Source organism: Anaerotruncus massiliensis (ex Togo et al. 2026), from assembly GCF_030825285.1.
Lineage (GTDB): Bacteria > Bacillota > Clostridia > Oscillospirales > Ruminococcaceae > Anaerotruncus > Anaerotruncus massiliensis.
On sequence record NZ_JAPJQF010000058.1, the window covers coordinates 11687 to 16177 of the forward strand.

Genomic DNA, 4491 nt, shown 5'->3' on the forward strand with positions numbered 1-4491 from the left:
GGGTTTTGTGGTTGGGGGGGTGGGTTTTTTTTTAAACCCCAATATCACAATAACCGACCGGTATGCGGGGGGGCACCCCCCGGGTTAAAAACAAAACGCGCCGCCCCCCCCCCGGGGCGCCCGCCTCTTTTTATTTCTCGACGAGCATCCAGACGAGCGCCGCCTCCGCGGCGCCGTCGTTGAAGCTGCTGTGCGTCTCCCCGGCGGGGATGAAGGTCGCCATGCCCGCCGACGCGGTGTGCACCACGCCGCCGGCCTCGCACTTGACCGTCCCCGAGAGGATGAAGGAGTATTCGTCGCCCGTGTGGGCGGCGGGGGGCACCACCGTTCCGGGCGGGAAGACGGCGTACCCCATCGTCACCCCCGCGCCCGCCGGGATTTCGCCGCCCAGCAGGTCGGTCATGGCCACGCCGTCGGCGCGCACCACCGGGGGGATCGCGTTTTTGTCGCGTACCAGCATCCTTGCGCCTCCTTTTAACGGCGGAGCCCGGCGACCGCGAAGGTCCGCGGATCGACGAGCACGCCGTAGTCCTCCCTGGCCTGCTCCACGGTGATGTAGCCGTTTTTCACGTCCCACGCCACCTTTTCCGGGTCGCGCTTCATCGGGTCGCCGTAGCCGCCGCCCGTGCAGGTGACCATGTAGGCCACGTCGTTTTTGCCCAGCACCGTGCGCGCCACGATGCCGAACGGCCCCTCCACCGAGCCGTCCGCCCGGTGGAACTCGAAGTAGTTGTAGGAGCCGTCGCCGCCGCCCGCCGCGCCCCACGCGGGGTACTTGTTGCGGCCGAAGGAGGCGGTGAAGAGCTGCCCGTCGGTCAGGGCGCGGTAGGCGCGCACCGCGCCGCTGCCGCCGCGGTATTCGCCCGCACCCGCGCCGTCGGTGTGCAGGGAGTATTCGTCAATCATGATGCCGTAACGGTTTTCCGCCATCTCGACGGGGACGTTGTAGGTCTCGCCGTCGCCCACGCAGAACTGGCCGACCTCGCCGTCCTTGCCGCGGCTCGCGCCCCAGCCGCCGCCCGTCGGCTCGACGATGAGGAAGGGCTCGCCCGTCTTGTGGTGGAGGCCCGCCAGCACGACCGAGCAGACGGAGAGCATGTGCCCCGCGCCGAGGAACTCGGGGAAGATGGGGGCGAGGGCCTTCCAGACCACGTCGGAGGAATAGATCATGCTTTCAAAGTAGCAGGAGGTGGGGGCGGGGCTGTGGCAGCGCAGGACGGAGCCGTCCTCCGCGATGACCCGCATGGGGCGGAAGACGCCGTCGTTGACGGCCAAGCTCGGGTTGAGGATGGACATATAGACCACCTTGACCCCCGCGCAGAGGGAGCTGTAGCCGGTGTTGATGGGGCTGGCCACCTGCGGGCTGCTGCCGGTGAAGTCGGCGAGGAACTCGTCGTCGGTGATCGTGATTTTCACCTTGATTTTGACGGGGTTGCCGTGCCCGTCGTCGTCCATGAACTCCTCCATCTCCCAGACGCCGTTGGGCATCTCGGCCAGACGCTTGCGGGCGACGATCTCGCCCTGGTCGAGCAGCCGCTTCATCGAACCCCGGACCACCTCGACGCCGTATTTGGAACAGAGCTCGCCGATACGGCGGTAGCCGGTGCGCAGCGAGGCGATCTGGCCCCACATGTCGCCCTCCGAGGCGGCGGGGAAGCGGACGTTCGATTTGATCATGTCGGCGAGCTGGGCGCAGAGCTCCCCGCCGTCGACCAGCTTGACGCCCGAAAAGCGCAGGCCCTCCTGGAAGACCTCGGTGGAGTCGGTCGTAAAGGAGCCGGAGGCCATGCCGCCGATGTCCGACCAGTGGGCCTTGTTGCCCACGAAGGCGACGATTTCGCCGTCGTAGAAGACGGGCATGACCATGCCGATGTCGGACAGGTGGGTGCCGCCGCCCATGTAGGGGTCGTTGATGAGGTAGACGTCGCCCGGTTTCATCTGGTCCTTGCCGAATTTTTGGACGATCTCCTGGATCATCGGGGCGATCAGCCCGATGAAGGCGCAGGCGCCGTTGCCCTGGGTGAGCAGACTGCCGTCCGCGTCGGCGATGCCGCTCGCGTAGTCGAGCGTCTCGTAGATGATGGGGCTCATCGAGGTGCGCGCGAACGCGTAGAACACCTCGTTGCTGACCGCGATCAGCGAATCCTTGACGATATCCAGCGTCACGGGATCGATCTTCATTGCCATCACTCCCGCACCTCCGTTTCAATGATCAGGTTGCCGTAGCCGTCCACCGTGAGGGACTGCCCGGGGCAGACGACGGTCGAGGCGGTGACCTCCTCGACGATCGCCGGGCCGGAGACCGCCGCGCCCGCGCCGAGCTTCTCCCGGTCGTAGATGGGGGTGTCCTGCCAGCCCTCGTCGGTGAAGTAGACGGGGCGGGTCTCCTTGACCGCGCCGGACACCGGGCCCCGCTGCGGGTCGATCCGGTGCAGCTCGGGCTTCTGGAGCCTGCCGTAGGCCACGAGGTGCAGGTTCACGATCTCGGTGGGGGTGTCGGGCAGGCGGTAGGTGTAGAAATGCTCGTGCGTCTCGTGGAAGCGGGCCACGATCTCCGCCTTGACCTCGTCGGTCCAGGGGACGGGGGGCACGTGCACCTTGACGGTGTGCTCCTGCCCCATGTAGCGCATGTCCGCGATGAAGCTGTAGACGATCTGCCCGTCGGGGACTCCCTCCTGGGCGAACTGGGCCCGGGCCTGGGAGACCAGGCCGTCCCACATGGCGTTGAGCTCGGAGAGCGCGACCTCGTTCATGCGGCAGATCTTCGTCTGGATGTAGTCGTGGCGCAGGTCGGTCATGAGCATCCCCCACGCGGAAAAGACCGACGCCGCCACCGGCACGATCACCTTGCGCACGTTGAGCTCCCGCGCGAGGTAGGCGCAGTGCATCGGGCCGCCGCCGCCGAAGGCGACCATCGCGAAGTCGCGCGGGTCGTAGCCCCGGCGCACCGAGATGAGCTTGAGGGCGTTGAACATGTTGGAGTCGGCCACGCGGATGATGCTCATCGCGGCCTCCTCGGCGGTCATGCCGAAGGCGTCGCCCACCTTCTCCCGGACGGCGCGGCGCACGCGCTCGAGGTCGACCTCGTTGTCGAAGTTCTTGGCGGACAGCCGCCCGGTGAGCAGGCAGGCGTCGGTCGTGGTGGGTTCGGTTCCGCCCTTGCCGTAGGCCACGGGGCCGGGCAGCGCGCCCGCCGACTGCGGCCCCACCTTGAGGGAGCCGGCCTCGTCGATCCAGGCGATCGAGCCGCCGCCGTTGCCGATCTCGACGATGTCCACGACTGGGGCCATGATCGGGTAGCCCGCGTAGCTGTCGGTGCGCTCGATGCGGTATTCGGTCGTGACCTTCACCTCGCCGTCGTCGATCAGCGAGCATTTGGCGGTGGTGCCGCCCACGTCAAAGGCGATGATGTTCTTTTCCCCCACCGCCTGCCCGAGGATCGCCGCGCCGAACACGCCCGCGACCGGCCCCGACTCCACCATGTTGATGGGGGTGCGGCGGGCCTGCGCGAAGGTGGTGGTGCCGCCGTTGGACTGCATGATGTACCGTTCCCCGGCGCAGCCGATCTCGTCGAGGCGGCTTTCGAGGTTGTTTATGTAGGAGGCCGCCACCGGCATGACGTAGGAGTTGAGCGCCACGGTGGAGGTGCGCTCATATTCGCGCCATTCCTTGGTGACCTCGATGGAGGAGGTGACGAACACCTCCGGCCAGAGCTTCTTGACCAGCGCGACCGTCTGGCGCTCGTGCGCGTCGTTGGCGTAGGAATTGATGTAGCAGACGGCGACCGCCTCGACCCCCTCGGCCTTGAAGAAGGCGACCGCCTCCTCGACGTCCCGCTCGCACAGGGGCGTCAGCACGCTGCCGTCGAAGGCGACCCGTTCGGCCACCTCCCGGCGCAGATAGCGCGGGATGAAGGGACGGGGCTTGGCAAACACGAGGTTGAAGAGGTCGGGCCGGTTGCAGCGCGCGATCTCGAGCACATCGCGGAACCCCTTCGTCGTCAGCAGGGCGGTCTTCGCGCCCTTGCGCTCGGTGAGCGCGTTGATGATCGTCGTGGTGCCGTGGATGAACGCCTCGACGCCCCTGGGGTCGACGCCGCTCTTTTCGATGACGTGGATGACCCCCTCCTCGAAGTTGGGGGGCGTGGTATGGCTCTTGGCCAGGTAGACCTCGCCGCCCTTCCCGACGGCGACCAGGTCGGTAAAGGTCCCGCCGATGTCTGTTGCTACTCGCATGTGACCACCCTTCCATATGCGGCGGAGCGCCGCAGTTATGGTTCCATTATACGATATTTGTCCGCGCGGGGGAAGGGCTATTTGACGCTTTACCGCAGAAAATTCACCGCGTTTTTTGGCGCGGAGGGGGAGACGGGGACGGAAAACGGCGCCCCTTCGGGGCGCCCGCGCGCCAGGCGCGTGCGCGCGGCTGCGCCGCGCGGTTTTCCGCCCCCCGCGCCGCGCCCCGCCCCACGGACAATACCCGGAGGTGAGG

3 protein-coding genes are annotated in these 4491 nt (G+C 67.2%); all 3 read right to left on the minus strand.

Going from position 1 to position 4491, the window contains the following annotated elements:
* Positions 1-130: 130 nt before the first annotated feature.
* From RCI06_RS12645 to RCI06_RS12655, 3 genes are read right to left on the minus strand one after another with little or no spacing between them, the layout of a single operon-like run.
* Positions 131-460, minus strand: coding sequence for a cupin domain-containing protein (locus RCI06_RS12645; RefSeq protein WP_101548099.1), 330 nt, complete (start codon positions 458-460; stop codon positions 131-133).
* Between the two features lie 14 nt (positions 461-474).
* Positions 475-2181, minus strand: a complete 1707-nt coding sequence (locus tag RCI06_RS12650) for a hydantoinase B/oxoprolinase family protein (RefSeq protein WP_306576269.1) — start codon at positions 2179-2181, stop codon at positions 475-477.
* Positions 2182-2186: 5 nt separating this feature from the next.
* Complete coding sequence (locus tag RCI06_RS12655) at positions 2187-4235, minus strand: hydantoinase/oxoprolinase family protein (protein WP_306576270.1); 2049 nt, start codon at positions 4233-4235, stop codon at positions 2187-2189.
* Positions 4236-4491 lie beyond the last annotated feature (256 nt).

Bases quoted from the DNA above. Each gene is read 5' to 3' on its own strand.
- RCI06_RS12655 (WP_306576270.1), bottom strand. From the start codon at position 4,235: ATGCGAGTAGCAACAGACATCGGCGGGACCTTTACCGACCTGGTCGCC.
- RCI06_RS12645 (WP_101548099.1), bottom strand. From the start codon at position 460: ATGCTGGTACGCGACAAAAACGCGATCCCCCCGGTGGTGCGCGCCGAC.
- RCI06_RS12650 (WP_306576269.1), bottom strand. From the start codon at position 2,181: ATGAAGATCGATCCCGTGACGCTGGATATCGTCAAGGATTCGCTGATC.